Below are 22,042 nucleotides of genomic sequence, written 5' to 3'. Positions count from 1 at the left end.
CCCCTGGCGGGGGAGGAAGCGGACTGACGGTCGATCCCGCCTAGGCCGCCGGCGCGGGCAGTGCGGTCTGGTGGACGGGGGCACGCGGGCGGTAGAGCGGGCGCAGCGTGATGCTGCGGTCGGCGTCCCCCGCGCCGCATTCGGCGCCGGGCTCCGTGCCAATGCGGAAATGGTCGACCTGCCGCGCCAGCTCTCCCGCCGCGCCGGCGAGCGATTGCGCGGCCGCGATCGCCTGTTCGATCATCGCGGCATTCTGCTGGGTGACGCCGTCCATGTCGGCGATCGTGGTGGTGATCTGGCGCAGGCTCTGCGCCTGCTGCTCGGTGGTGCCCGAGACCGAGGCGACGAGCGTCGCGACGTCGCCGATCCCGGCGACCAGCCGCTGCAACGCCGTGCCGGTCTCGCGCACCAGCCGGACGCCGGCCTCGACCTCGCGCGTCGAGGCGGTGATGATCGCGCCGACGTCCTGCGCCGCCTCCGCCGAGCGCTGCGCCAGCGCGCGCACCTCGGAGGCGACGACGGCGAAGCCGCGCCCCGCCTCGCCGGCACGCGCTGCCTCGACCCCGGCGTTGAGCGCGAGCAGGTTGGTCTGGAAGGCGATGCCGTCGATCAGGCTGATGATCTCGGCGATGCGCAGCGACGATTGCTCGATCCGGCCCATCGCCTCCACCGCGCGGCCGACGACCGCGCCGCCCTGCTCGACATCGCCGCGCATGCCGGCGATCGCGCCATGCGCGCGGCCCGCGGCCGCCGCGGTGGTGCCGATGGTGGCGGTGATCTGCGTCATCGCCGCGGCGGTTTGGCGCAGGCTGGCGGCCTGGCGCTGGGTGCGCAAGGCGAGGGCGTCTGAGGCGAGACGGACGTGGCCGGCGCCGTGGGTGATGCCCTGGGTCGCCGCGGCGACCTTGGCGAGCGCCGCGTCGAGCGCGCGCAGCGCCTCGTTGAAGTCGCGCCGCAGCCCTTCGTAGCGGTCGGGGAAGCCGTCGCGCAGCCGGTGGGTGAGGTTGCCGTCGGACAGCGCCTCGAGCCCCGCGCCGAGCGCGGCGAGCACCGTCGTCTGGTCGGCGGTGACCGCGGCGCGGATCGCCGCGGCGCCCTGTTCGGCCGCCTCGGCCGCCGCATGGCTGCGCGCCTGGCCAATGATCGTCCGTTCGAGCCGGACGGCGAGCGGGATCAGCATCGCCGCCTCGACCACGACGATGCCCGTGTGGAGCAGCGCGCGCGGCAGGTCGGCGCCAGCGGGGGAGATCCAGGCGGGCCGCAGCAGGCCGGCGCCGAGGTGATGGACCGCGATCACCAGCGTCGCGGCGACGAGCGCGCGCCAGTCGCCGAGCACCGCGAGCGTCGCCAGCACCGCGAAGACCAGCATGTGGAGGTCGCCCTGCCACGGCGCGCCCGCCCATTGCGCGAGCAGCAGCGCGGGATAGAGCGGCAGCGTCACCGCGAGCATCAGCCGGGTCGCGGCGTCGCTGCGGCCGGCGGCCGCGCGCAGCGTCGGCAGGATGGCGAGCAGCGCGGCGGGGGCCAGCATCCCCCATTGCCGCTGCACGAGGCAGCCGAGCGCGATGACCGCGGCGAGGCCCCACAGCAGCGCCGTCAGCGCACGCGTCCCTGCCGTGCGCAACCGGTCGAGGTCGGCGCGCATCATGCCGGCGCCGCGGTGCGTGCGCTGGATCGCCGGCATCTGCGGCGCCCGCCGCCCACGCGCCATGGTCTCGGCCCCGGTCCCATCCGACCATTATAGCCGCGCGGCCGGCCCGATCGGGCGCCGGGAACGCCGCGAAACCAATTTGCATCAAGAAACGTTGCGCTCGGAAGAAAACACGGGGGTCGTTTGTTCATTCTGCATCTGGCCCTCGGCGGCTGCCTGAAACCGCCGCCCGTCGCTTATGGGGTCACTGCGGATACCGGCGGTCATATCGCCTATGTGATCGAGGCGGCGCGGGCACAGGCACGCCGCGAGGATGTCGCGCAGGTCTCGATTGTCACCCGGCTGTTCGCCGATGCGCGGCTCGATCCCTGCCATGCCCGGGTGCGCGAGACGATCGAGGCCAAGGTGACGATCGACCGGATCGCCACCGCCGAGCCCGCCTATCTGGAGAAGGAGGCGCTCGATGCCGAGCTGCCCGCCTTCATCGCAGCGTTCTGCGCGCATCTGGCGGCGCTGCCGCGATTGCCCGACGTGATCCACGCGCATTTCGCCGATGCCGCGGCGGTCGCGCGTGCGGCACAGGCGCAATTCGGCATCCCCTTCGCCTATACGCCGCATGCGCTCGGTATCGACAAGCGCGCGACGGGGCTTGGCGGCACCGGACGCGGCGATGACGGGCTCGACGCGCGGATCGATGCCGAGCGGGCGGCGATCGCCGCAGCCGCGGCGATCCTGGTGTCGACCCGCGACGAGGCGGAGCGGCAGATCGGCGCCTATGGCGTGCCGGTGGCGGGACGCATCCACTGCCTGCCGCCCGGCGTGCCGCATCGCGAGGCGGCCGGCGCCAACGACGGCGATACGATCGCCGACCGGCTCGGCGCCTGGCTCGACCGGCCCGAACGACCGATCCTGTTCGCGGTCGCGCGGCCGGTCGCCAAGAAGAACCTCGCCGCGCTGGTCCGCGCCTATGCCGGCGATGCGGCGCTGCGCGCGCAGGCCAATCTCGTCATCCTCGCCGGGCGTCACGATCATGCCAATGGCGAGGAGGCGGCGGTGCTCGCCGAATTGCACCGGCTCGCCGCGGACCCGGCGCTCGCCGGGCGGATCGCGCTGCCGCCCCACCATGACGCGGCCGATGTCACCGCGCTCTATGCGCGCGCCGCACAGGGGGGCGTGTTCGTCAATCCGGCGCTGCACGAGCCGTTCGGACTGACGCTGATCGAGGCCGCCGCGGCCGGCGTGCCGGTGGTGGCGACGCGCAACGGCGGCCCCGCCGAGATCGTCGCGCGGCTGCGTCACGGCATGCTGGTCGATCCGCGCGACGATGCCGGCATCGCCCGCGCCTGTCGCGCGATCCTGGGCGACCGCGCCCGCCACGCCGCGCTGGCCAGCGCCGGCCGGATGCGGGTCGGCGCCTATTGCTGGACCGATTATGCCGCCGCCTCGGTCGCGATCTATCGCGACATCGCCGCGCCGCGGCTGCTCGCCTGCGACATCGACAATACGCTGACCGGCTGCCGCACCGGCGCCGCGGCCTTTGCGGCGTGGCGCGCGGCGTCGCCGCTCGGCTTCGTCGTCGCGACCGGGCGCGGGTTCGAGGCGGCGCGGGCGATCCTCGCGCGCTGGCAGCTGCCCGAGCCCGACGCCTATATCGTCGACGTCGGCACGCGGCTGCTGCTCGCCGACGGGAACGGCGGCTGGCGCGCCTGCGCCGATTATGCGCATGCGCTCGATGCCGGCTGGGATCGCGTCGCGGTGGTGCGCGCGCTCGCGCCGCTCGGCATCGCGCCGCAGCCGGTCGAAACCGAAGGACCGCACAAATTGAGCTTCTTCGGCACCGCCGACGATGCCGCCGCGATCCGGGTGGCGCTGGCGCGGGCGGGGCTGGCGGCGCGGGTGATCTTCTCGCACGGCCGGCTGATCGACGTGCTCGCGCCCGCCGGCGGCAAGGCCGCGGCGATCGCCTTCTACGCTGCGCGTCACGGCTGGTCGCTCGGCCAGTGTATCGCGGCGGGCGACAGCGGCAACGATGCCGACATGCTCACCGCCTGCGGCCAGGCGATCGTCGTCGGCAATGCCGGTGCCGAGCTTGCCGGGCTGCGCCCGCGCGCCGGGCTGCATCGCGCGCGGGCGCATCATGCCGCGGGGATCATCGAGGGGCTCGACCGGCTCGGCCTCGCCACGCCGGGCGTCGCATCCGCCGCCACGCCGCTGGCGCAGGCGGCATGAGGCCGTTCGGCTATTTCGTCCATCATCAGGGACGCGGCCATGCCGAACGCTGTGCGGCGATCGCCCATGCGCTGCCGCGCGAACGGCCGCTGACGCTGTTCTGCGCGCGCGACGACATCTTCCCCGCGCTGCCCGATCATGTCGCGATCGTCCGCCTGCCCTCGTTGTTCGAGCCGGGCGGCGACGAGGCGGGGACGATGGACTGGGTGGCGACGCCCGACACGCTGCATTGCGCGCCGCTGGGCTGGCCGGGCATCCGCCAGGCGATGGCGACGCTCAGCGGCTGGTTCGCCGCGGTGGACCCGGCGCTGATGATCTGCGACGTCTCCGCCGAGATCGCGCAACTCGCGCGCATCTGTTCGGTGCCGCACGTCAAGGTGCTCCAGCACGGCGACCGCGGCGATCCCGGCCATCGCGCCGCCTATGACGGCGCGGCGGGGCTGCTCGCGCCATTCCATGCCGATCTCGCCCAGCCCGAATGGGATGCGGCGATGCGCGCCAAGACGTGGTTTGCCGGCGGGCTCGGCGTCGACACGCGCGTGGCCGAGCGCGAGGTGGCGCGGCAGCGGATCGGCGTCGCAGCCGACGAGGAGATGATCCTGGTCGTCGCGGGCGGTGGAGGCGGCGGTTTCGCGGCCGCGCCGCTCGGCGTCGGCGCGCGCGCGACGCCCGCCGCACGCTGGATCACGATCGGCCCGGTGCAGCGCGACTGGCATGCGACCGAACCCGCCAATATCGCGCATCGCGGCTGGGTCGACGATGCCGCCGACCATATCGCCGCGGCGGACCTCGTCATCGCCTCGACCGGCAACACCACCTGCCAGCAGATCCTCGCCGCGGGACGGCCGTGGCTGGCGGTGCCCGAATGGCGCTATTTCGACGAACAGCACCGCAAGGCCGAGGCGCTCGCCGCGGCGGGCGTCGCCTGCGTGCGGCCGCATCTGCCCTCGTCGGCGGGCGGCTGGACTGCGGCGCTCGCCGAGACGCGCGCCGGCCATCGCCCGGAGCGTCAGCGCGCGATGATCGCCGATACCCCCGCCGAGGACGCCGCGCGCTGGCTGGAGGCGCTGAGCGACCGGTTGTGGACGCCGCGCGTCGTCAGCCCGGCGCCGGCGGCCGAGGGCCAGTCCGTATGACCCACCCGCCCGTCACCCCGGACGTGGTTCGGGGTCTACTCCGCGGCGGGGAGAACGGCCGGGGGCGCAAGCCGTACGCCTGCGGCCCCGTGGACCCCGGAACGGGTCCGGGGTGACGGATATCCTGTGGCGACCCCGCCAACCTCACGAAACCCGGCCCTTCTCTCTCGCATGGAACCCGCTATGACCGTCTCCGTCGTCACGCTCGCCAAGGGGCGGCCCGACCATCTCGTCAATCTGGTCCATGGCCTGACGCGGCAGAGCCAGCTGCCGGTCGAGCTGATCGTCGCGGTGATGCAGGCGGAGGCCTATGACCTGCCCGCCGCGCCCTTCCCGATCCGCCAGATGCACGTCGTCGCCGACGCGCTGCCGCTCGCTGCGGCGCGCAACGCCGCGGCGCGCGCGGCGCAGGGCGAGGGGATCGTCTTCCTCGACATGGACTGTATCCCGACGCCCGAGCTGGTCGCCGATTACGCCGGCTTCCTCGCGACGCATGACGCGCTGCTGATGGGCGAAGTGCTGTACCTGCCGGGCGGGGCGACCGAGGCCGACCTGTCGATGGACCGGTTCGCCGGGATCGCCGTGCGCCATTCCGACCGCCGCGGCCCCCCGCCCCAGGGCGTCGAGCGCTGCAACGACTATCGCTGCTTCTGGTCGCTCAACTTCGCGATGCGGCGCGCGACCTTCCTTGCCGTCGGCGGGTTCGACGAACGCTATGTCGGCTATGGCGGCGAGGACACCGATTTCGGCAAGACGCTCGACCAGGCCGGCGTGCCGATCGCCTGGATCAAGGGCGGCCGCGCCTATCACCAATATCACCCGCACCATATGCCGCCGGTCCATCACCTCGACAGCGTCGTGCGCAACGCCGAACTGTTCGAGGCGAAATGGGGCTATCGCACCATGGGCCATTGGCTGCACGCCTTCCGCCTGATGGGGCTGGTCGACGACACCGCCGGCCGCCCGGTGCGCATCCTGCGCCGCCCCGGCCCCGAGGATCTCGCGCTGACCGGCCAGCAGAGCCACCAGCCCTATGCCAATACCGCCAGCGTCATCCGCCTGCTCGAGGCGCGCGCCGCAGAGGCGGACGCGGCCGGGACAACCCGCGCCACGCTCGGCCTCGCCGCGGCATGAGGATCGCGGTGCTGGCGCACGTCCGCCAGCGGATCGCGCAGCCGTTCGCGGGTGGCATGGAGGCGCATGGCTGGCAGCTCGCCGCGGGGTTGCAGGCGCGCGGCCATGACGTGACGCTGTTCGCCTCGGGCGACAGCGATCCGCGCTTCGCCATCGATCCGGTGGTCGCACGCCATTACGAGTGCGTCTTTCCCTGGGCCGAGCATCGCGGGTCGGCGCCGCTGATCGCGCATCTCGACGCCGGCTATGCCGCCGCCTGCGACCGGATCGCGACCGGCGGCTATGACGTCGTCCACAACAACAGCCTGCACCGGTTCGCGATCGAGCCGCGGCGGACGGCGGTGACGCCGACCGTCACCTCGCTGCACGTGCCGCCTTACGACGCCTTGCACTGGTTCGTCCGGGCGAGCGCGACGCCGGGGCATCGGCTCACCGTCACCTCGGCGACGCAGCTTGCCGCCTGGTGGCCCGAGGGCGCGCCGGTGCAGGCCTCGGTGCTGCACAATGGCATCGATCTCGCCGCCTGGCCGTTCGCGGCACGGGGCGACGGCAGCGCGGTCTGGTGCGGGCGGATGACCCCCAACAAGGGGCCGCATTTCGCCGCGCAGGCGGCCCTGCGTGCCGGCGTGCCGCTGACGCTGTTCGGCCCGATCGAGGACCCCGACTATTGGGCGGCGGAGGTCGCGCCGCTGCTCGGGCCGGCGGTGCGCTACGGCGGCCACCTCGCCGGCGACGCGCTCGCGGCGGAACTGGGCCGCGCCTCGCTGTTCCTGTTCACGCCGTGCTGGGACGAGCCGTTCGGCCTCGTCGCCGCGGAGGCGATGGCGTGCGGCCTGCCCGTCGCCGCCTTCGACCAGGGCGCCGCGCGCGAGGTGATCGGCGAGGCCGGCGCCTTCGCCCCCGCCGGCGATGTCGCGGCGCTCGCCGAAGCGATCGGGACCGCCCTCGCCGTGCCGCGCACGATCCCGCGCGCGCGGGTCGAGCGGATGTTCACCCGCGATCTGTGGCTCGACCGCTGCGAGGCGCTCTACCGCGCGGCCGGCGCCGATCGCGCCGCGCGTGCCGCATGAACGCCGCCACATCGCTGGCGGTGCTCGACGCCTGCTATCGGGCGCATGTCGGCCCCGGCTCTGCCTATGCGCTGGTCGATTTCCCCGACCATGCCAATGTCGGCGACAGCGCGATCTGGCTCGGCGAGCTCGCCATGCTGCGCCGCATCACCGGCTGTGGACCTGTCTACGTGTCGACATGGCATGATTTCGACGCCGAGGCCTTCCGGCGGGCGTGCCCGACCGGCATTCTGTTCCTGCATGGCGGCGGCAATCTCGGCGATATCTGGCCACATCATCAGCACTTCCGCGAGCATCTGCTGGCGAGCGTGCGCGATCGGCCGGTGGTGCAATTGCCGCAGTCGATCCACTTCCGCGATCCCGCCAGGGCGGGGCGGTTCGCCGCGCTGGCCGCCGAACATCCCGACTTCACGCTCTACGTGCGCGATCGCCGCAGCCATGGCTTCGCCACCGCGCGGATCGCCTGTCCGGTCGATCTCGTCCCCGATTCCGCGATCGCATTGGGGCCGCAGCCGCCCGGCGCGCCGGCAGTGCCGCTGCTGATGCTGTTGCGCAGCGACGACGAACGTCGCGACCATGGCGGACCGCCCGCCGCATCGGCGCGCGTCGTCGACTGGCTCGACGACGACCCCGATCTGCCCGCCGGCACCGACATCGCGGCGCGCGAGGCGCAGGCGACCGTCCGCGTCGCGCGTGGGCTGCGGCTGCTCGCGCAGGGCGAGGTGATCGTCACCGACCGGCTGCACGGCCATATCCTCGCCGACCTGCTCGGCATCGCGCACGTCGTGCTCGACAACGACTATGGCAAGATCGCCGCTTATGCCGCGGCCTGGCCTGCCTCGGCGCCGGTCGCGACCGCGGCGACGATGGCGCAGGCGCAGGCGCTCGCCGACCGGTTGCGCGCCGCGCGGTGAGCGAGCGCCCCGACGTCAGCCTGCTGATCTGCACGCGCGACCGCAGCGCGTCGCTGGCGGCGACGCTCGCCTCGATCGTGCGCGCGGCCGCCGCGGCGCCGGCGCTCGCGGTCGAGGTGATCGTGGTCGACAATGGCTCGCGCGACGATACGCCGCGCCGGCTCGCCGCCTGGCAGCCGCCCTTCCCTGTCCACCGCCTGCGCGAGGCCCGGCCCGGCCTCGCCCGCGCGCGCAACCGCGGCCTCGCTGCGGCGCGCGGGCGGATCGTCGCGATGACCGACGACGACTGCGTCCTCCACACCGATTATTTCGTCGCGCTGGCCGGCGTGTTCGCCGGGCTGGCGGCGCCGGTCATCGTCGGCGGCCGCATCCTGCTCGGCGATCCCGCCGACCTGCCGGTGACGGTGAAGCTGGAGGATCATCCGATGACCTGCCCGCCCGGTCATTTCCCCGGCGGCTTCGTGATGGGCGCCAACCTCGCCTTCACCGCCGACGTGCCGCGGCGGGTCGGCGGCTTCGACGATCGCTTCGGCGCCGGCGCGCCCTTCGTCGCGGCGGAAGACACCGATTTCCTGTTCCGCGCGATGCGCTGCGGTATCGCGCTGCACTACGACCATCGGTTCGTCGTCGACCATCATCACGGCCGCCGCCATCGCGACGAGGAGACGCGGCTGCTCGCCGGTTACGGCTTCGGCGACGGTGCGCTCTACGCCAAGCACTGGCGCGATCCCCGCATCCGCCGCGCGCTGCTGCGCGACCTCGCCGATCTGCGCCGCGACCTCACCGATCCCGTCACCACCCACGCCGGCATCCGCGCCTTCTACGCCTTCCGCCTGCGCCATAAGCTGCGCGGCGCGGTCGGCTATTGGCGGCACCGCCGGGTCGGGGCGGATCGCGTTTCGGCACCCGTGGAATCGTAGGGAAGACGCACGCTCGTGGTCACGCCGGTCGCCCCGGTGCCGGGCGTCGCTCTAGCGCCCGGTGAGCACCGCCTCGGGGTCGAGCAGCGTCAGCGCCGCCCCTGCGCCGGCGACGCGCGCGTCATGCCAGCGCCACAGCACCAGATTGGTGCCGCCGCGGTGCTGGACCGACGGCACCAGCGCCCCCTCCGCCCCGGCGTCGTGCAGCGTCTGCGCCAGCGTCCAGCTCGGCGGGATGCCGCCTTCCAGCTTGAAGATGCGACGCCACTCGCAGCCGAGGATCGCCGGATCGGCGTCGCGCAGGTCGGCGATCGCCCCCGCCGCCAGATCATAGGCGACGAGCGTCCCCGGCCGCACCAGATCCTGATGCATCTCGCGGATCGCGGTATTGTAATCGGCGGACAGATAGAGCGCCGCCATGCCAGGCGGGTTCCAGCGCCCGCCGGTCAGATGCGCGCCGCTGTCGAAGGGCTGGCCCTGCCAGCGGACGCCGAGCATCCGCCAGAAGCGCGCGGTGAGCGGGTGCAGTGCATGGGCCATGGGCGCGCCGTACTTACCTCAGGCGCGCGGCGTTGCCGCCGTCACGCATAGACGCCCTGTTCCATCGTCTCGAGCGTCCACAGCACCGCGGCGGCCTCGCCCGCCTCGACCAGTTCCTCCGCGGTCTTGCCGAAGCCGGCGATCGGCTGGTGCCGGAACCAGATGATCGCCTTGCCCTCGTCGCCCGACAATTCCGCCGCGCGCGCGATGATCCGCGCGATCTCGCCCAATTTGGCCTGGACCGCGGGGCTTTCCGGCTTGGCGGTCATCGTGTTGCGGTTGACGTGCGCCAGCCGCGCCAGCCGTGCCAGCGGCAGCCGCAACCGGTCCGCCATGCGGCGCGGGGCGATCATGTCGTGATCGCGGATGTCGTCTAGAAAGGCGGCAAGCATGGGTGCACTCCTTGCCCGATATATGCACCCAAAGTCGTTGAGGCGCAATGAAGCCGCGGTTCAGCCTGCGACGTTTATCCTCCGGCCCGACCAAAGGAGAATCCATGACCCGCATGACGATCGCCGCAGCGCTGCTGGCGCTGCTCACCGCGACGGGCGCCGCGGCCAGCGTCGACACCTCGCCCAAGCCGGGCGGGGTCTATCGGCTCAAGCCGGGCATCTATGTCGCCAGGGGGGCGAGCTGCCGTTCACCGGCCAATGCCGACATCCGCCAATATGACGGGCGCGGCCTCAGCACCGCGCATAGCCGCGCCTGCCGCGCCCGCGTGCTTTCGCGCAAGGGCAACCGCTATACCGTCAGCCAGTCGTGCATCGACGCCGGCGCCGGCCCCGCCCCGCGCTTCATCGAGCGCCAGACCGTGACGGTGCCGGATGCGCTCACCTTCAGCCTCGCGACGCGCGGCGCGGCGACGACCTATCGTTATTGTCCGATCGACCAGCTCCCCGCCGGGCTGCGCAGCGCGGTGCGCTGATCGTATACCGCTGTATTGCTCATCCAATACAGTGGTGATAGCCTCGCGTCTCCGCTATTGGGAGATGGCTATGATCCGCAGGTTCGTCAGCGGCGCGATTGCCGCGCTGCTGGCCGGGGGCGCGGCGGTCGCGCAGGATTATCGCCCCGCCTTCCATCCGGAGACGCTGAAAGGGCCGCCCGCCGGCAAGCCCAACGAGGTGCTCGTGCTCGGCACGACGCATCTGTCGGGCCTGCCGAAGGATTTCGACCCGGCGACGCTCGCGCCGCTGCTCGACCGGCTCGCGGGCTGGCGGCCGACGGGGATCGCGACCGAGGATCTGTCCGGCCTGCAATGCGATGCGCTGCGCCGCTATCCGTCGCGCTATGCCGAGACGGTCGAGGCCTATTGCTCCGATCCCGCCCCCGCCGGCCGTGCGACCGGGCTCGACGTCCCCGCCGCCAATGCCGAGGCGGAGCGGCTGCTCGCCGGCTGGCCCGCCGCGCCCGCGCCCGCGCAGCGGCGCCGGCTGGCGGCGGTGTTCCTCGCCGCGGGCGAGCCCAATTCGGCGCTGGTGCAATGGCTGCGCCTGCCCGCGGCGGAGCGCCATGCCGGCGACGGGCTCGACGCCGCGCTGGTCGCCGCGCTCGATGCACGCCGGGACTGGCGCAACGAAAGCAGCCGGATCGCCGCGGTGCTCGCCGCGCGGCTCGGGCTCGAGCGGCTGTGGAGCGTCGACGACCATAGCGCCGACACGCCCGACGCTGCCGATCCGGCGGAGCGCAAGGCGTATCAGGCGGCGATGGACCGGGCATGGGACAATCCCGCCAATCGCGCCCGCGCAGCGGCGGAGGCGCCGCTGCGGCGCGGTCTGTCGCAGCCCGGCGGCCTGCTCGCTTATTATCGCTTCCTCAACGCGCCCGGGATGCCGCTGCAAAACTATCGCGCCGATTTCGGCGCGGCGCTGACCGAGCCGTCGCCGCAGCAATCCGGCCGCACCTATGTCGGCTATTGGGAGACACGCAATCTGCGCATGGTGTCGAACATCCGCGACGTGCTCGGCCGCTATCCGGGCATGCGGATGCTCGCGATCGTCGGCGCCTCGCACAAGGGTTATTACGAGGCGTATCTCGACCAGATGCACGACGTGCGGCTGGCCGATCCGCTGACCGTGCTGCGTTAGCCGCGCAAGGGGCCGGCGACCCGACGGTCGCCGGCCTCCGCTCGCGTCAGCGGCAGACGCGGACGCGACGGTTGTGGCGGATCACGGTGCGGCAGCGGTCGTGGCGGTCGCGCTCGAAGCGGGGACCGCGGTCGTGCCGGCCGAACCGCGGCCCGCGATGGTCGCGATGATCGCGATAGTCACGGTGGTCGCGCTGCTCGTAGCGACCGCGATCACGGTCATGGTCGCGGCGTTGCGCATCCGCGGTGCCGGCCGCGCCGACGGTGGCCGCGATCATGCCGATGGCGCCCAGGATCGTGTTGATGTTCATGGCGTGTCTCCGTGCCCGGAAATGGGCGCGTGACCGGCTTACGGCATTGAAACGGCATCGTTCCTGAACGGGCTTTGCCGCAGCCGGAACAGCCGATCCGCTGCGGCAGCTGCCGTATCGATACCGATCCTCATCATCTTAAAATCGAGGTGCCTCTCCGGCTGGTCTATCGGGAAGCCCGCGGGGGATATGGCAAGGGCGATCCGGATTGCCGCGTTGCTGTCGTCGGCCTGCGCGGGCTCGTGCCGCACGCCGGACAGCGTGCGCTCCGCTATAATGAGGATCGGCATGACCATCGGGGGGCTCATGGATTCTCTGGACATACAGGCACAGGCAGACGAATTCGTCGCCTATCATCAGGACGTTGCCGACGTCGCGCTGGACTATTCGGCAGCCAGCATCGCGCATGTCGACGCGCTTCTCGCCACGCTTCACCAGCAGAGGACCGATCCGGCCGACGTGGGCGATCTGGTGGTCGGCGTCGCAAGCTATGTCGGCGAAGTCATCCGGCGGACGCTTGGCGGGGTGTGGATCGATAATGGCGATGCCGCCGCGAGCGGATCGATCTTCAATCCCGGGATGCGCGTGGGGTCGGCATCGATCCGGCCGGTCGATCAGGTCTGCAAGTGCATCAGGAACGGTGCCGAAGACTCGCTGTCCGCCTGGTACGCCGCCCTGGCACAAGGCGCGGGCGAGCGGGCAGAACCATCGGCCTAGGCCGGATCGACATTCAAGCTTCGAGGAAAAGTCCTCTCCCGCCAGAGGGAGACGGCATGACGGAGGGGCGCAAACGCTACCTAAGACGTCGCTTACCTCCCCCTCCGTCACGGCTTCGCCGCGCCACCTCCCCCTGGCGGGGGAGGAATTGGCTGACTGTCGATCCCGCTTAGGCCGATCCGCCGCGGGTCCTATCGCGGCGTCAGCTGGACCAGCGCCGCGCCCGCGCCGTCGCGCAGCACCCAGAGCGTACCGTTCGGCCCCTCCTCGATCTCGCGGATGCGGTTGCCCAGGCCGATGCGCGCGACCTCGCTGGCGGTGCTGCCCGACACGCGAACGCGGACGATCCCCTGTTGGGTCAGGCCGGCGAGCAGGAAGTCGCCGGTCCAGCCGGCAAAGGCGGTGCCGCGATACTGGATCATCCCGCCCGGCGCGATCACCGGCGTCCAGCTGACCAGCGGCGCGGCATAGGCCGGGTTGGTCGCATGCCGCGGGATCGGCGTGCCGTCGTAATTGTCGCCCTCCGACACCCGCGGCCAGCCGTAATTCCTGCCCGGCTCGATCAGGTTGAACTCGTCGCCGCCCGCCGGCCCCATCTCGGATTCGAACAGGCGGCCGTCGCTGGCGAACACCAGGCCATAGGGGTTGCGGTGGCCGAGCGACCAGATCTCGGCACGCGCGCCGGCGGTCGCGGCGAAGGGATTGCCCGTCGCGGCGCTGCCGTCGAGCGTGATCCGCACGATCTTGCCGAGCGTCCCCGACATATCCTGCGCCGGCGTGCCCTGCTGCCGCTCGCCGCTGGTGACGAACAGCGTTTGCCCGTCCGGCGCGAAGGCGAGCCGCGCGCCCAACTGGCCGCCGGTGGTCGCCGGCGTCGCGCGCCAGATCACCGCGAGGTCGGTGAGCCGCGGCGTCGCCGCCAGGTCGAGCGTCGCGCGCGCCACCGCGAGCTGCTGGCCGCCGCTGGCGGGCTCGGCATAGCTGATCCAGATGCGCGCATTGGTCGCGAACCCGGGATCGAGCACGACGTCCTGGAGGCCGAGTTGGCCCGAGAAGGTGACGCGCGGTACGCCGGCGACCGGCGTCTTGGCTCCGGCCTGCGTGACGAGCTGGAGCTGCCCCGATTTCTCGGTGACCAGCATCCGCCCGTCGGGCAGGAATACCATCGCCCAGGGATTGTCGAAGCTGGCGACGACGCGCTGGTCGACCGCCGTGACGGCGGGGGTCGGGGTCGGCGTCGCGGCGGGCGTGGGTGTCGCGGTCGGAGCGGGGGTCGGCGCCGGCGCGGGCGCACCGATCGGGCCGGCGTCGCCATTCCCACCGTCGTCATCGCCACAGGCGGCCAGCGCCAGCGCCAGCGCGATCGGAAAACACAGGCCTGGCCGCATCATGTCACGCTCCCCGTATCCGCCCTCGCAGGCGCGGTGCCCGATGCGTCCTGCGGCATGGGGTCTTGGCTAAACGACTGACTATCAAGGAGGATGCTGTGAAAAGAGGGTAAACGCCCGCTACACTATCATCGGTGGAAGCGTGCTCACCGATCGCCGTGCCACCAATATTGATACTTTAAATCAATATGTTGCTTGGTTCACCGGTTCGCGATATCGCCATGTCAGAACGACTGTCCTATCTCCAAGATGGGCCCTACCGAAAGCAAAGTCCGATGCCGGCATTCGACCTTGCCCGTGAGGCCCTGGCGTTCCTCGAACAGCACCGGCTGGAGCCGAGCCCGGCCTATCACGACCTCGCCGCCCGCTATATCGCCGATCCGCAGTCGGCGCTGGCGCGCGATATCGACGATCACACCGATGGCGGGCTGCGGCTGACCGCCGATGCGGCGACGATGTTGATCGACCGCTATTGCCGTGACGTGCCGCGCGATGTCGCATGGCGCGAACGGCAGGTGGCGCGGCAGGCGGACGAACTGGGCTCGCTCGCCGCGGATGCGCACGACCTCACCCGCGCGCTGGGCGAGGATATCGGCACCGCGGGCAGCAGCGCGCCGGTCGACCAGGATGCGATCGTCACGCGGCTGGCGCAGGCGGAGCGCGAACTCGCCGACCTGCGCAGCGAGCTCGCCCGGTTGCGCGACGCGATCACCGGCGGGGAATCCCGCGATGCCGGGCCCGGGCGCGACGGGCTGACCGCGGCGCTCGACCAGGCCGGCGGGGAGCGCGTCTTCCGCGAATTCGCGCTGTCGGGCCGCCCCTATGTGATGGTGCTGTTCGCGATCGACGGGCTGGTCGCAGTCAATGCGCGCTATGGCCGCTCGGTCGGCAACAACGTGCTCAGCGCCTTTGCCGCGACGCTGCGCGAGAGCTTCCCGGACGAGGAGCTGATCCGGTGGAGCGGCAACGAGTTCATCGTCGTGCTGCGCGATATCGCGCTGACCATGGCGCGGGCGCTGGCGGAGGAGGCGCTCGACGCCTTCCACGCGCGGCGGCTCAAGCTGCGCGGCAGCGGCGACCTGATCGGCCCGGTCACCGCGTCGGCCGGGATCGTCGTCGGCAAGGGCGACGAGACCACCGCCTCGCTCGAACAGGCGCGCGCCAATCTCGCCGCGGGCCTGGCCGCCGGCGGCCGCGACGTCTACGGGACGGCCTGATTGCCGGCCGCACGGCGTGCCGATGCCCCCTCGATCCCGCTATAATGGAGGCATGATGGCGGGATGACGCACCATGAAGCTAGGCAGTTCCACACTGACGGCGATTGCTCTTCACCATGATCGGACCGCGCCCGTCGCGGTGATCGAAGCTCCTGCTCCAGTGACAAAAATCGGTGCCGCGTCGCACCGAGAAAGCTACGCCGACGCTGCGCAGCCCACTGACCAGGCAGCGGCCAAGGCGCATGCCGCGAGCGAGGCGCTGGCGACGTTGGAAGCGGTGCGTCATAGCGGCAAGGATGGCGGAAAGGCGCGGGCGGCCGCCAAGATCGTCGAGCTGCAGACGCGCCTGCACCTGCTCAAGCTGCTCTACGCCACCGATTCGGAGAAACTCGCCCAGGCCGCGGTGCAGATCGCGCGTGAACTGGCCGCGGCGGTGCAGGAGTATGTCGGTTCCGGCGGGACCGCTTATGCCGTGCAGGGTGTCGATATCACCACCATCGTCGGCGGAGCCAATCTGACGCCCGCCCCGGCACCGGCCGAAGATATGCCACCGCAGGACCCCGTCACCACCGGCACGACCGCTGAGGCCGATGCCAAGGCAATCGCAATCGCAGCCGATACGGACGCACGGAAGAGCCAGAGCGAGCCCGCCCATCACGATGATGCGGATCATCTTGCGGAGAGCGCCAGCGACGTCAGCTTCGCTAACGAGGTGCGCGCGCTAGCCAACGAACTGCGCGCGATCCTCACTCACGCGGAGCACGCGCATCGCGCGCGCGACCATGAGGCCGCGAAGGGCGAACTCAACGACATCGATCGCGCGACCGCGGCGATGACGCGGATGCCGGCGGCTTACGACGCCACGGTCGCGCGCGCCGTGCCGGCATCGGGCGCCGCGACGATCTTCGTCCGCGGCTGACCCGTCCGCCGTCCGCCGCGGATCACCCCCGGCACAGGCGGGTGGCGACCGCGTCGAGCGTGCGTTCGTAGGCGGCGCGCTGCTTGGCGCCGAGCGGGCTTTGTTTCTGCGCCGGGCCGGCGACGGCCAGCCGCACGCGGTCGACGCGCTGCCGCAGCGTATCGGCCTGCGCCTGGGTCAGGTGCCGTGCCTTGCGGGCGTTGCCGATATCGGCCTGCAGGATGTTGACGCGCTGCGAGATATGCGCCCGGCCGCCGTCCTCGGCCGCACCCGGCGTCGCGCCGAGCGCATGCTGCGCGCGCAGGTCGCAGCTCGGATAGTCGCGCGCCGGCGCCGGCGCGCCCGCATTGGTCGCGGCGAGGGCCAAGGCGGCGCTGATCAGCAAGGTCATCATTCGCTCCCTTATGATCGAGACATGGTGCGTGGCGGATCTGCCATGCCCGCCGCATGTAGACGGGCCGCGCGCGCGGACAACCGGACGCGGGCGTCCGCGGTCGACGAACGCCACCCCCGTTGCGTCGAACCGCGGGCAAGCGATGACACGACACCCCCCGCGCCTCCGTGTGGACAGCCTGTCCCCGCAGGGTCGCGCGAGCGGAGGGCGCCCCTAGGCGGCGACCCCGCCGCGGGCTTCGTCGCGGCGCAGGGTGAGCACCTCGACGCCGTCGTGGGTGACCGCGACGGTATGTTCGAACTGGGCGGAGAGCTTGCCGTCGTCGGTCACCACCGTCCAGCCGTCGTCGCGGGTCGAAACCTTGCGGCTGCCCTGGTTGACCATCGGTTCGATCGTGAAGGTCATCCCCTCGCGCAGCCGCACGCCCGAGCCGCGCCGGCCGAAATTGAGCACCTGCGGCTCCTCGTGCATCTCGCGGCCGATGCCGTGGCCGCAGAATTCGCGCACCACCGAATAGCCGTTCTGGCGGGCGTGGCGCTCGATCGCGAAGCCGATGTCGCCGATATGCGCGCCCGGCCGCACCTGGCGGATCCCCTCCCACATCGCCTCCTGCGCGACGCGGACCAGCCGCCGTGCGGCCGCGGGCGCCTCGCCGACCAGATAGGTCTTGCTGGAATCGGCGATGAAGCCGTTCTTCTCCAGCGTGATGTCGAGGTTGATGATGTCGCCGGCGCGGACGATCTCGTCGGCGTCGGGGACGCCGTGGCAGACGACCTGGTTGATCGAGCAGTTGAGCACGAAGCGAAAGCCGTACTGGCCTTTGCTCGCCGGTCGCGCGGCGAGGTCGACGGTGATGAAGCGTTCGACCATGTCGTTGATCTGCAAGGTCGACATGCCGGCGAAATCCTGCTCGTCGAGCATCTCGAAGACCGAGGCGAGCAGCCGGCCGGCGATGCGCATCAGCGCCAGTTCGTCGGGGGTCTTGACCATGTCAGGCGGCCGCTGCCGCGGGCGCGGCAAGATGCGTGCGGACGATGTCGTTGAACGACAGCGTCGGATTGGCCTCGGCGAGCATGCCGATCTTCATCCAGAATTCGGCCTGCGCATTGATCGAGCGGCACATCATCGCGCTGGCGCGGCGTGCCTGCTCGTGCAGGTCGTCGTCGATCTTGACGATCCCCATGTCTTCGTCCCCCGTGATATACGGTTCGTATATGAACCGTATCGGCAATGGTCAATGATGCTGGACATCGGCGGGCGGGCGCCTAGCCTCCTGCGGGCCAGTCAGGAGGATCATCGATGCCGCTGTGGGTTCATGCCGTCGTCGCCTTCGCCATCGCGCCGGTGGCATTCGGGGTCGCGCACATCATGCCCGGTGCCGGGATGATGGCGGTCGTGCTCGGCACGACGCTGTGGACCGTCTGGTCGGTGGGCCGTGCGCGCCGTCGCGCCGGCGGGGCGTCCGCCAGACCTGATTGAGTTGAGGCATAGATCATGACCTGTCACCGTCCGGTGATCCGGATCCGGACAAGCATTGGTCAAGACTATATACTTACCGTACTGTTAAGCATGATGAAACGATCATCGAAATGTCACGTAATCACTTACAATCATTAGATTAGTCCGTTGGCGCACGGTGCTGATGTTGCCTAGAGGCCGGATCAGCCCACCCTGGGCCAATGGAAATAAACGATGACCGACGGTTTTGAAGCTTTGTCCCTGATGGAACGGGCCCTGATGATCATGGACCGCATGGGGCTGGCCCTGCCGGCGGCTCATCTGAGCATGTCGATCGCCGCGCTCGAGGAAAGCGTCGGCTTCGCCGACGAAGGCATCGCCGTCCATTGACCTGCGGGCGGCGCCGGCCGGTCCGGGCGAACACTACGGGGGCAGTGTTCGCCCGGAACCGGCCGGTCATGCCGCCGGACGTGCGGCGCCGTGCTACCGCCCGGCGGCCGGGTCCGGGGGCGGGCGCAGGCGGATCAGGCCTTCGCGCAGCGCCATCGCGTAGAGCAGGCTGGTCTCCTTCATGACGCGCAGGCGCAGCCGTTCGAGCATGCCGCCGGTGTCGCGGCGGAAGCTCGCCCAGTCCGCCGGCCGGTCGGGGCGCGCCCAGATGCCCAGGAAGTCGGTCCAGTCCTTCTTGAGGATCTCGAATTCGATGATCAGCCCGGTCGCGTCGGCGGGATCGGTCGACCGCGCCAGATCGGGGTAGATGAAGCTGTCTTCCTTCGCCAGATGCGCCACGATCGTCGCGGAGAGCTGCGCGAGCAGCCGGTCGGCCTCGGCGAAGCCGTCGTGATCGCTGTCGATCAGCTGGTCGAGCTGGTGGGTGAGCTGGTCGATCCGGTCGTGATCGTCGATCAGTTCCTGGTAATCGAGCGTCGGTGCCGCCCGGTTGCGGCTCCCGTCCCTGCCCGCGGCCCCCCCTTGATCGTGCGGCGGCACCTTAGCGCCGCGGTCCGGTCGATCCGGTCGGCCCGAGTGCGGCGAGCCGCACGGCGACGTACGCCTGGCTGTCGGCGATCATCGCGCTGATCAGATGCTCCTCGCCCGCGTCGGCGATCCGCAGCATGTCGGTCAGTACCGAATCGATGATCAACAGGCGTCGTCGCGCCACGTCGCTGCCGTGCTTCTCACCCATGGTGACTCCTTGGCCGCTTGCCGCATCGACTGGCGGCGGACGAGGGATCGTCGCGCCGTCGACCGTCACGCTAGCGTCGCCGGAGTCGTGGTTCGGCAACATGGGTTCATATATTGCCGGTAATTTGAATGGCTTGCCGTCAGGCGACGCGGATGCGGCGATGCAGATAGCCGTCGTCGAAGCCGGCGATGCGGACCAATTTGGCGGGATCGCTGACCTCAAGGCTGCCGCGGTGCAGCGTCATCGCGCCGGCGACGCGCAATTCCTTGAGCACGCGGTTGATGTGGACGCTGGTCATGCCGAGCGCATCGGCGAGCAGCACCTGCGACAGCGGCAGCGTCAGCGACGCATCGCCGGCGATCGCGATGTCGCGCGCACGCAGATAGAGTTCGCACATCAGATGCGCGACCCGCTCGATGCTGGTGCGGCGACCCATGCTGGTGATCCAGGCGCGCATCGTGCCCTCGTCGACGAGCTGCGCGATATACATGGCGCGCGCCACCGCCGGCCGCCGCGTCATCAGCTGGTCCATGTCGACCCGGTCGATCATCACGACGCGCGACGGCGTGATCGTCTGGATGCTGTGATCCATCTCGGCGAGCAGGCCGATGTGGAGATCGCAGGCATCGCCCGGCATCAGGAATGCCAGCACCTGCCGGGTTCCGCTCGGCAGCACCTTGTAGCGGCATGCCCAGCCTTCCATCATCACGAACACCGGGCCCGGCCGGTCGCCTTCGCGGATCAGGTCGTGGCGGGTCTTGATCGTGCGCGGCCGGGCGGTGAGCGCGCGCAGCCCGGCGATGTCCTCTTCATCGAGCGGTGAGTAACCGCGGAGCTTTTCGATGAAGAGATTGGTCATCCACCTTCATCCCACATGCACCCGGCACGCGATATTGCTCAAAGTTATAGGCGAAAGTTATACACGATTGTTGACATAGGCATGGGTCGGCAGGGACGATCCCTGCTATGCCGATGTCATCGTCGGCCCGATCCCAGGCTCCGGCGGCTGCGAGACGTCACGCTCGCGCCTGACCGGAACGGATATGCACGATGACCCACGACCAGGGCGGACCCTATCCGATCGTCCCGACGCCTGCCGCCGACGCGCATGGCGAGGCGGCGATACTGCTGGTCGAAAGCCTGATCCACGGCCTCGTCGCGCGCGCCGTGCTCAGCCGCGACGAGGCGGTCGAGCTGGTCGCGGTCGCGATCGATGCGCGGATCGAGATCGCGGCCGACCGCGGCGAGGGCGAGGACCCGCACGATCCTGCGCTGGCGCTGCTCTCCGCGATCCGCGCCAGCCTGGCGATCGGCACCGGCGGCTGAGGCGACGCCGGCACGTGTCGATGCGTCGACCTGTCTACACCGCCAGCCGTACGCAATTGCGGCCGCCCGCCTTGGCCGCGTAGAGCATCGCATCGGCGCGTTCGAGCCAGGCGGCAAAGGACGCGATGTCCGGCGCCAGTCCGGCGACGCCGAAGCTGGCGCTGACCGGCAGCACCTGTCCGTCGGCAAGCGGGATCGGATGATCGGCGATCGCACGGCGCAGCCGCTCGGCGACGACCACCGCCTCGTCGCCGCTGGTCTCGGGCAGCAGCAGCGCGAATTCCTCGCCACCCAGCCGCCCGAACACGTCGCTGGGGCGCAGCGTCACGCTGGCGATCCGCGCCACCTGTTGCAGCACCTGGTCGCCGACCGCATGGCCGTGGGTGTCGTTGACCGATTTGAAGTGATCGAGGTCGAGCATCACCAGCGCGCCCGGCCGGTCGTAGCGGCGCGAGCGTGCGATCTCGCGCTCCGCCTGTTCGACGAAGCCGCGGCGGGTCAGCGCGCCGGTGAGATGGTCGACCTGCGCGATCATCCGCAGCTCCAGCTCGTCGCAGACGATATTGGCGAAATTGACCAGGATCGCGATCTCGGCCGCGGTGAACGTCCGCGGGACGATGTCCATCGCGCACAAGGCGCCGACGTTATAGCCTTCGGGCGTGCGCAGCGGGATGCCGGCATAGCTGCGGATATGCGGCGGCCCGACGACCAGCGGACTGTCGGCGAAGCGCGGATCGGCCAATGCGTCGCCGACGACCAGCGGTTCGCGCTGCTGGATCGTATGCGTGCAGAAGGAGATCGCGCGCGGCGTCTCCTGCCGGCCGATGCCGCGCTCGGCCTTGAACCATTGCCGGTCGCGGTCGACCAGCGTCACCGTCGCGATCTGCACCGCCAGCACGGTGCGCACCAGCGTCACGATCTTCTCGAACGGCGCCTCCGCCGCGGTGTCGAGCACGTCGAGCCGGCGCAGCGCGGCGACGCGCGCATCGTCGTCGTGGAGCCGTGCGTCAGCCATGGTGCTGCGCCTTGAGCATCTCGCGCAGCGCGTCGGTCAGTTCGTCGGCATAGCTGTCGACCAGCGTGCGCACGCTCGCCGCGACGGTGTCCTCGTCGATCCCCGCGGCGCGCAGGCTGGCGATCAGCGCGGTGAGATGCGCCTGATGGCGGGCGACGCTCGCCGCCAGTTCGGGCGGGATCGTCAGCGGCCCCGCGCCGGGCGTCATCGGGCCAGGCTCTTCCATAGCGCTCTCCTTCGCGGCCTTGGTCGGGCCGGGCTAGGCGGCAAAGGTTAACGCACAGAAAAAACACCGGAATTGTTCGATTGGCGGCGGCCAAAAGGCCGGCTGCCCCGCGCGGGGCAGCCGGAGGAGTCCATCAAAGGATCGCCAGGCACAGGGTACTGAGGCACTGGCGGGCCGATTGTAGCAACACGACCCGGCGTGTGTC

At 70.9% G+C, this 22,042-nt stretch carries 28 protein-coding genes; 14 read left to right on the top strand and 14 right to left on the bottom strand.

Features of this window, described 5'->3' with window-relative positions; genetic code table 11:
• Positions 1-40: 40 nt before the first annotated feature.
• Positions 41-1,711 carry a methyl-accepting chemotaxis protein gene (locus HD841_RS18870; protein ID WP_179510447.1) on the bottom strand — a complete coding sequence of 557 codons (1,671 nt, stop codon included), beginning with the start codon at positions 1,709-1,711 and terminating at the stop codon, positions 41-43.
• A gap of 123 nt (positions 1,712-1,834) precedes the next feature.
• On the opposite strand from HD841_RS18870, the gene HD841_RS18865 reads away from it, so the two are divergent.
• From HD841_RS18865 to HD841_RS18840, 6 genes are all read left to right on the top strand, one after another.
• Positions 1,835-3,880 carry an HAD family hydrolase gene (locus HD841_RS18865; RefSeq protein ID WP_179510446.1) on the top strand — a complete coding sequence of 682 codons (2,046 nt, stop codon included), beginning with the start codon at positions 1,835-1,837 and terminating at the stop codon, positions 3,878-3,880.
• Positions 3,877-5,016, top strand: coding sequence for a glycosyltransferase (locus tag HD841_RS18860; protein ID WP_179510445.1), 1,140 nt, complete (start codon positions 3,877-3,879; stop codon positions 5,014-5,016). Before HD841_RS18865 ends, HD841_RS18860 begins: the two co-directional genes overlap by 4 nt.
• Positions 5,017-5,199: 183 nt before the next feature.
• Positions 5,200-6,150: a galactosyltransferase-related protein gene (locus HD841_RS18855; RefSeq protein WP_179510444.1), complete on the top strand. Its 951-nt coding sequence runs from the start codon at positions 5,200-5,202 to the stop codon at positions 6,148-6,150.
• Between the two features lie 8 nt (positions 6,151-6,158).
• The gene (locus HD841_RS18850; protein WP_373563074.1) at positions 6,159-7,220 is read left to right on the top strand and encodes a glycosyltransferase; all 1,062 of its coding nucleotides are present in this window, start codon (positions 6,159-6,161) and stop codon (positions 7,218-7,220) included.
• A complete protein-coding gene (locus HD841_RS18845; RefSeq protein WP_179510442.1) occupies positions 7,217-8,134 on the top strand; it encodes a polysaccharide pyruvyl transferase family protein in 918 nt (305 codons plus the stop codon). Before HD841_RS18850 ends, HD841_RS18845 begins: the two co-directional genes overlap by 4 nt.
• Positions 8,131-9,054 (top strand): glycosyltransferase family 2 protein, encoded by a 924-nt coding sequence (locus HD841_RS18840; protein WP_179510441.1) that lies wholly within the window; start codon positions 8,131-8,133, stop codon positions 9,052-9,054. The genes HD841_RS18845 and HD841_RS18840 overlap by 4 nt, the downstream gene beginning before the upstream one ends.
• A gap of 51 nt (positions 9,055-9,105) precedes the next feature.
• Here HD841_RS18840 and HD841_RS18835 read toward each other — a convergent pair whose 3' ends face one another.
• Both HD841_RS18835 and HD841_RS18830 read right to left on the bottom strand, forming a co-directional pair.
• Positions 9,106-9,594, bottom strand: coding sequence for an RES family NAD+ phosphorylase (locus tag HD841_RS18835; RefSeq protein ID WP_179510440.1), 489 nt, complete (start codon positions 9,592-9,594; stop codon positions 9,106-9,108).
• Positions 9,595-9,635: 41 nt separating this feature from the next.
• Entirely contained in the window at positions 9,636-9,986 is a 351-nt protein-coding gene (locus HD841_RS18830; protein WP_179510439.1) for a hypothetical protein, read from the bottom strand.
• 104 nt (positions 9,987-10,090) lie between these two features.
• On the opposite strand from HD841_RS18830, the gene HD841_RS18825 reads away from it, so the two are divergent.
• Positions 10,091-10,519 carry a hypothetical protein gene (locus HD841_RS18825; protein ID WP_179510438.1) on the top strand — a complete coding sequence of 143 codons (429 nt, stop codon included), beginning with the start codon at positions 10,091-10,093 and terminating at the stop codon, positions 10,517-10,519.
• Positions 10,520-10,589: 70 nt separating this feature from the next.
• Positions 10,590-11,681, top strand: coding sequence for a DUF5694 domain-containing protein (locus HD841_RS18820; RefSeq protein WP_306455803.1), 1,092 nt, complete (start codon positions 10,590-10,592; stop codon positions 11,679-11,681).
• Between the two features lie 46 nt (positions 11,682-11,727).
• On the opposite strand, the gene HD841_RS18815 is transcribed toward HD841_RS18820, so the two are convergent.
• A complete protein-coding gene (locus HD841_RS18815; RefSeq protein WP_179510436.1) occupies positions 11,728-11,991 on the bottom strand; it encodes a hypothetical protein in 264 nt (87 codons plus the stop codon).
• Between the two features lie 38 nt (positions 11,992-12,029).
• The gene (locus HD841_RS18810; protein WP_179510435.1) at positions 12,030-12,287 is read right to left on the bottom strand and encodes a hypothetical protein; all 258 of its coding nucleotides are present in this window, start codon (positions 12,285-12,287) and stop codon (positions 12,030-12,032) included.
• Between HD841_RS18810 and HD841_RS18805 the strand changes: the two genes are divergently transcribed.
• A complete protein-coding gene (locus HD841_RS18805; RefSeq protein WP_179510434.1) occupies positions 12,280-12,708 on the top strand; it encodes a hypothetical protein in 429 nt (142 codons plus the stop codon). The two genes, HD841_RS18810 and HD841_RS18805, sit on opposite strands and share 8 nt — an antisense overlap.
• 191 nt (positions 12,709-12,899) lie before the next feature.
• Here HD841_RS18805 and HD841_RS18800 read toward each other — a convergent pair whose 3' ends face one another.
• A complete protein-coding gene (locus HD841_RS18800; RefSeq protein ID WP_257015783.1) occupies positions 12,900-14,099 on the bottom strand; it encodes a PQQ-dependent sugar dehydrogenase in 1,200 nt (399 codons plus the stop codon).
• A 272-nt stretch (positions 14,100-14,371) separates the two neighbouring features.
• Between HD841_RS18800 and HD841_RS18795 the strand changes: the two genes are divergently transcribed.
• Both HD841_RS18795 and HD841_RS18790 read left to right on the top strand, forming a co-directional pair.
• Complete coding sequence (locus HD841_RS18795) at positions 14,372-15,313, top strand: GGDEF domain-containing protein (RefSeq protein ID WP_179510433.1); 942 nt, start codon at positions 14,372-14,374, stop codon at positions 15,311-15,313.
• Between the two features lie 139 nt (positions 15,314-15,452).
• Positions 15,453-16,232, top strand: a complete 780-nt coding sequence (locus HD841_RS18790; protein WP_179510432.1) for a hypothetical protein — start codon at positions 15,453-15,455, stop codon at positions 16,230-16,232.
• A 22-nt stretch (positions 16,233-16,254) separates the two neighbouring features.
• On the opposite strand, the gene HD841_RS18785 is transcribed toward HD841_RS18790, so the two are convergent.
• The 3 genes from HD841_RS18785 to HD841_RS18775 all read right to left on the bottom strand — a co-directional run bounded on the left by HD841_RS18785 (position 16,255) and on the right by HD841_RS18775 (position 17,809).
• Complete coding sequence (locus tag HD841_RS18785; RefSeq protein WP_179510431.1) at positions 16,255-16,626, bottom strand: hypothetical protein; 372 nt, start codon at positions 16,624-16,626, stop codon at positions 16,255-16,257.
• A gap of 213 nt (positions 16,627-16,839) precedes the next feature.
• Complete coding sequence (gene map, locus HD841_RS18780) at positions 16,840-17,616, bottom strand: type I methionyl aminopeptidase (protein ID WP_179510430.1); 777 nt, start codon at positions 17,614-17,616, stop codon at positions 16,840-16,842.
• A gap of 1 nt (position 17,617) precedes the next feature.
• On the bottom strand, positions 17,618-17,809 hold the full coding sequence (locus HD841_RS18775) for a ParD-like family protein (protein WP_179510429.1): 192 nt from the start codon (positions 17,807-17,809) through the stop codon (positions 17,618-17,620).
• 116 nt (positions 17,810-17,925) lie between these two features.
• Between HD841_RS18775 and HD841_RS18770 the strand changes: the two genes are divergently transcribed.
• Together HD841_RS18770 and HD841_RS18765 are read left to right on the top strand one after the other, a co-directional pair.
• Positions 17,926-18,105: a hypothetical protein gene (locus tag HD841_RS18770; protein ID WP_179510428.1), complete on the top strand. Its 180-nt coding sequence runs from the start codon at positions 17,926-17,928 to the stop codon at positions 18,103-18,105.
• Positions 18,106-18,318: 213 nt separating this feature from the next.
• Entirely contained in the window at positions 18,319-18,474 is a 156-nt protein-coding gene (locus tag HD841_RS18765; RefSeq protein WP_179510427.1) for a hypothetical protein, read from the top strand.
• A gap of 93 nt (positions 18,475-18,567) precedes the next feature.
• Here HD841_RS18765 and HD841_RS18760 read toward each other — a convergent pair whose 3' ends face one another.
• From HD841_RS18760 to HD841_RS18750, 3 genes are all read right to left on the bottom strand, one after another.
• Positions 18,568-19,074 (bottom strand): hemerythrin domain-containing protein, encoded by a 507-nt coding sequence (locus tag HD841_RS18760; RefSeq protein WP_179510426.1) that lies wholly within the window; start codon positions 19,072-19,074, stop codon positions 18,568-18,570.
• Between the two features lies 1 nt (position 19,075).
• Entirely contained in the window at positions 19,076-19,270 is a 195-nt protein-coding gene (locus HD841_RS18755) for a hypothetical protein (RefSeq protein WP_179510425.1), read from the bottom strand.
• Positions 19,271-19,409: 139 nt separating this feature from the next.
• Entirely contained in the window at positions 19,410-20,129 is a 720-nt protein-coding gene (locus HD841_RS18750; RefSeq protein WP_179510424.1) for a Crp/Fnr family transcriptional regulator, read from the bottom strand.
• 191 nt (positions 20,130-20,320) lie between these two features.
• Here HD841_RS18750 and HD841_RS18745 point away from each other — a divergent pair, with 191 nt between their 5' ends.
• Positions 20,321-20,596, top strand: coding sequence for a hypothetical protein (locus HD841_RS18745; RefSeq protein WP_179510423.1), 276 nt, complete (start codon positions 20,321-20,323; stop codon positions 20,594-20,596).
• A gap of 34 nt (positions 20,597-20,630) precedes the next feature.
• Here the strand turns inward: HD841_RS18745 and HD841_RS18740 are convergent, their stop codons facing one another.
• Both HD841_RS18740 and HD841_RS18735 read right to left on the bottom strand, forming a co-directional pair.
• Positions 20,631-21,611, bottom strand: coding sequence for a GGDEF domain-containing protein (locus HD841_RS18740; RefSeq protein ID WP_179510422.1), 981 nt, complete (start codon positions 21,609-21,611; stop codon positions 20,631-20,633).
• On the bottom strand, positions 21,604-21,837 hold the full coding sequence (locus HD841_RS18735; RefSeq protein ID WP_179510421.1) for a hypothetical protein: 234 nt from the start codon (positions 21,835-21,837) through the stop codon (positions 21,604-21,606). The genes HD841_RS18740 and HD841_RS18735 overlap by 8 nt, the downstream gene beginning before the upstream one ends.
• Positions 21,838-22,042: the final 205 nt, after the last annotated feature.

It is taken from the genome of Sphingomonas melonis (assembly GCF_013409985.1).
GTDB classification, from domain to species: Bacteria; Pseudomonadota; Alphaproteobacteria; order Sphingomonadales; family Sphingomonadaceae; genus Sphingomonas; species Sphingomonas melonis_A.
This window is presented reverse-complemented; position numbering and strand designations above follow the sequence as displayed.

Bases quoted from the DNA above. Each gene is read 5' to 3' on its own strand.
- HD841_RS18870 (WP_179510447.1), bottom strand. From the start codon at position 1,711: ATGGCGCGTGGGCGGCGGGCGCCGCAGATGCCGGCGATCCAGCGCACG.
- HD841_RS18860 (WP_179510445.1), top strand. From the start codon at position 3,877: ATGAGGCCGTTCGGCTATTTCGTCCATCATCAGGGACGCGGCCATGCC.
- HD841_RS18855 (WP_179510444.1), top strand. From the start codon at position 5,200: ATGACCGTCTCCGTCGTCACGCTCGCCAAGGGGCGGCCCGACCATCTC.
- HD841_RS18845 (WP_179510442.1), top strand. From the start codon at position 7,217: ATGAACGCCGCCACATCGCTGGCGGTGCTCGACGCCTGCTATCGGGCG.
- HD841_RS18835 (WP_179510440.1), bottom strand. From the start codon at position 9,594: ATGGCCCATGCACTGCACCCGCTCACCGCGCGCTTCTGGCGGATGCTC.
- HD841_RS18830 (WP_179510439.1), bottom strand. From the start codon at position 9,986: ATGCTTGCCGCCTTTCTAGACGACATCCGCGATCACGACATGATCGCC.
- HD841_RS18825 (WP_179510438.1), top strand. From the start codon at position 10,091: ATGACCCGCATGACGATCGCCGCAGCGCTGCTGGCGCTGCTCACCGCG.
- HD841_RS18820 (WP_306455803.1), top strand. From the start codon at position 10,590: ATGATCCGCAGGTTCGTCAGCGGCGCGATTGCCGCGCTGCTGGCCGGG.
- HD841_RS18815 (WP_179510436.1), bottom strand. From the start codon at position 11,991: ATGAACATCAACACGATCCTGGGCGCCATCGGCATGATCGCGGCCACC.
- HD841_RS18805 (WP_179510434.1), top strand. From the start codon at position 12,280: ATGACCATCGGGGGGCTCATGGATTCTCTGGACATACAGGCACAGGCA.
- HD841_RS18810 (WP_179510435.1), bottom strand. From the start codon at position 12,287: ATGGTCATGCCGATCCTCATTATAGCGGAGCGCACGCTGTCCGGCGTG.
- HD841_RS18800 (WP_257015783.1), bottom strand. From the start codon at position 14,099: ATGATGCGGCCAGGCCTGTGTTTTCCGATCGCGCTGGCGCTGGCGCTG.
- HD841_RS18795 (WP_179510433.1), top strand. From the start codon at position 14,372: ATGCCGGCATTCGACCTTGCCCGTGAGGCCCTGGCGTTCCTCGAACAG.
- HD841_RS18785 (WP_179510431.1), bottom strand. From the start codon at position 16,626: ATGATGACCTTGCTGATCAGCGCCGCCTTGGCCCTCGCCGCGACCAAT.
- map (WP_179510430.1), bottom strand. From the start codon at position 17,616: ATGGTCAAGACCCCCGACGAACTGGCGCTGATGCGCATCGCCGGCCGG.
- HD841_RS18775 (WP_179510429.1), bottom strand. From the start codon at position 17,809: ATGGGGATCGTCAAGATCGACGACGACCTGCACGAGCAGGCACGCCGC.
- HD841_RS18770 (WP_179510428.1), top strand. From the start codon at position 17,926: ATGCCGCTGTGGGTTCATGCCGTCGTCGCCTTCGCCATCGCGCCGGTG.
- HD841_RS18765 (WP_179510427.1), top strand. From the start codon at position 18,319: ATGACCGACGGTTTTGAAGCTTTGTCCCTGATGGAACGGGCCCTGATG.
- HD841_RS18755 (WP_179510425.1), bottom strand. From the start codon at position 19,270: ATGGGTGAGAAGCACGGCAGCGACGTGGCGCGACGACGCCTGTTGATC.
- HD841_RS18750 (WP_179510424.1), bottom strand. From the start codon at position 20,129: ATGACCAATCTCTTCATCGAAAAGCTCCGCGGTTACTCACCGCTCGAT.
- HD841_RS18745 (WP_179510423.1), top strand. From the start codon at position 20,321: ATGACCCACGACCAGGGCGGACCCTATCCGATCGTCCCGACGCCTGCC.
- HD841_RS18740 (WP_179510422.1), bottom strand. From the start codon at position 21,611: ATGGCTGACGCACGGCTCCACGACGACGATGCGCGCGTCGCCGCGCTG.
- HD841_RS18735 (WP_179510421.1), bottom strand. From the start codon at position 21,837: ATGGAAGAGCCTGGCCCGATGACGCCCGGCGCGGGGCCGCTGACGATC.